This window comes from Streptomyces sp. ATLC9 (assembly GCF_057196705.1).
Genome location: NZ_JBXUOY010000471.1, coordinates 1 through 2,039, shown reverse-complemented (window position 1 = coordinate 2,039; position 2,039 = coordinate 1). Strand labels below are relative to the sequence as shown.

Annotated in this window: 2 protein-coding genes; one reads left to right on the top strand and one right to left on the bottom strand. The window is 76.9% G+C overall.

Going from position 1 to position 2,039, the window contains the following annotated elements:
- The first annotated feature begins 120 nt into the window (after positions 1–120).
- A complete protein-coding gene (locus AC2CJA_RS26355; RefSeq protein WP_484605168.1) occupies positions 121–924 on the top strand; it encodes an aldo/keto reductase in 804 nt (267 codons plus the stop codon).
- Between the two features lie 52 nt (positions 925–976).
- On the opposite strand, the gene cydC is transcribed toward AC2CJA_RS26355, so the two are convergent.
- Positions 977–2,039 (bottom strand): thiol reductant ABC exporter subunit CydC (gene cydC, locus AC2CJA_RS26350; RefSeq protein WP_484605167.1); only part of this gene is annotated, 1,063 nt, incomplete at its 5' end.

Below are 2,039 nucleotides of genomic sequence, written 5' to 3'. Positions count from 1 at the left end.
ACCGGGACTCGTCCCGGCACCGCGCCACGAAGCAGGAACCCACCCGACACCGCAGCCTTCAACGGCACGGCAAGCGGGAATCACCGTCCTTCAGGGCAGCGAGGATGTCAAAGCTTCTGGATGGACCCCTCCGGCGTCGGCGGGCAGAGCGAGACCGTGATCGGCGAGTGGCTGGCCGCCCGGCCCGGCGTACGCGACCGGGTGCTGATCAGCACCAAGGCGGGCCGGCAGCCGACCGTGCCGGGCAAGTGGCCGGAGTCCGCGCAGGGGCTGTCGGCGCCCGCGGTGCGCTCGGCGGTGCGCGAGAGCCTGCGGCGGCTGCGCACGGAGTGGATCGACCTGTACTGGGCGCACGCGGAGGACCGCGGCGTGCCCCTGGAGGAGACCGTCGCCGCCTTCGGCGAGGTGGTCTCGGACGGGCTGGCCCGCCGGCTCGGCGCCTCCAACCACACCGCCTGGCGCGTGGAGCGCGGCCGCGCGATCGCCCGCGGTTCGGGGGTGGCGGGCTGGACCGCCCTGCAGTTGCGGCACTCCTACGTCCAGCCGCGGCCGGGAGTGGCCCTGCCCGAGGGCGGGCACCAGCACACGACCGCCGAGTCGCTCGACTACGTGCGCAGCGAGCCGGAGATGGACCTGTGGGCCTACTCCTCGCTGCTGTGGGGCTCCTACACCCGCCCCGGCCGCCCGCTGCCCGAGCACTACGACCACCCCGGCACGGCACGGCGCCTGGCCGTGCTCGGGGAGGTGGCCGCCGAGACCGGGGCCACCGCGAACCAGGTGGTGCTGGCGTGGCTGACCGGCGGGGACCCGGCCGTCGTGCCGATCGTCGGGGTGAGCCGGACCGGGCAGCTCGACGAGGCCTTCGACGCGATGGAGCTGCGACTGGACGAGGAGCAGCGGCGGCGGCTGGACGAGGCGGCCTGAGGGGGTTCCCGGCCCGGGGCGGGCGGTCGGCGCCCCGCCGGCCCCATCCCCGTCAGCCGCGGGCCGCGACCGGCTCCCCGGTGGCCCGCTCCCGCTCCAGCATCCACCGGAAGGGACCGTCCGCCACCGCCAGCTCCGCGTACGGGCCGCGCTGGACGGCGCGCCCGCCGTCCAGGACGACCACCTCGTCCACCGCCTCCAGACCGGCCAGCCGATGGGTGATCAGCACGGTGGTGCGGCCCTCGGTGGCGGCCAGCAGGTCGGCGGTCAGGGCGTCGGCCGTGGCCAGGTCCAGATGCTCGGCGGGCTCGTCCAGAACGAGGACGGGGAAGTCGGCGAGCAGCGCGCGGGCCAGCGCCAGGCGCCGGCGCTGCCCGCCGGAGAGCCGGGCGCCGAACTCGCCGACGGAGGTGTCCAGGCCTTCGGGCAGTTCGCCGACCCAGTCGTCGAGGCGGGCGGCGGCCAGGGCGGCGCGCAGATCGCCGTCGGTGGCCGACGGCCTGGCCAGGCGGAGGTTCTCGCGCAGGGAGCTGTCGAAGATGTGCGCGTCCTGGGCGCACAGGCCGACGAGGCGGCGTACGGCGTCGGAGTCGAGGGAGGTGGCGTCAACCGCGCCGGGCCCGAGGGTGTAACCGCCGGACTCGGGGTCGAGGAAGCGCAGCAGCACGTGGGCCAGGGTGGTCTTGCCCGACCCGGAGGGGCCGACGACCGCGACGCGCCGGCCGGGGGTCAGGACCAGGTCCACCTCCCGCAGGGCCGGGCGCCCACCGGCCTCACCGCCCGGGTGGCGGGCGGTGAGGCCGGCCAGTACCACGGGGAACGGGTGGGCGGGCGCCGGGGCGGGGTCCTCGGGCTCGCGCACGGGGGCGGGCGCGTCGATCACCTCGTGGACGCGTTCGGCCGAACGGCGGGTGCGCTGCCGGTGCCGCACGGCGAGCGGCATCCCGGAGACCGCTTCGAAGGCCGCGAGCGGAGTCAGTACGACCACCGCCATGAGCAGGCCGTCCAGCCGCCCGTCGTGGACGGCCGCGGCGCCGAGCCAGGCGGCGGCGGTCACGGTGAGCCCGGCGGCGAGCGCGGACAGTCCGCCGCCGAGCGCGGTGGCGGCGGAGCCG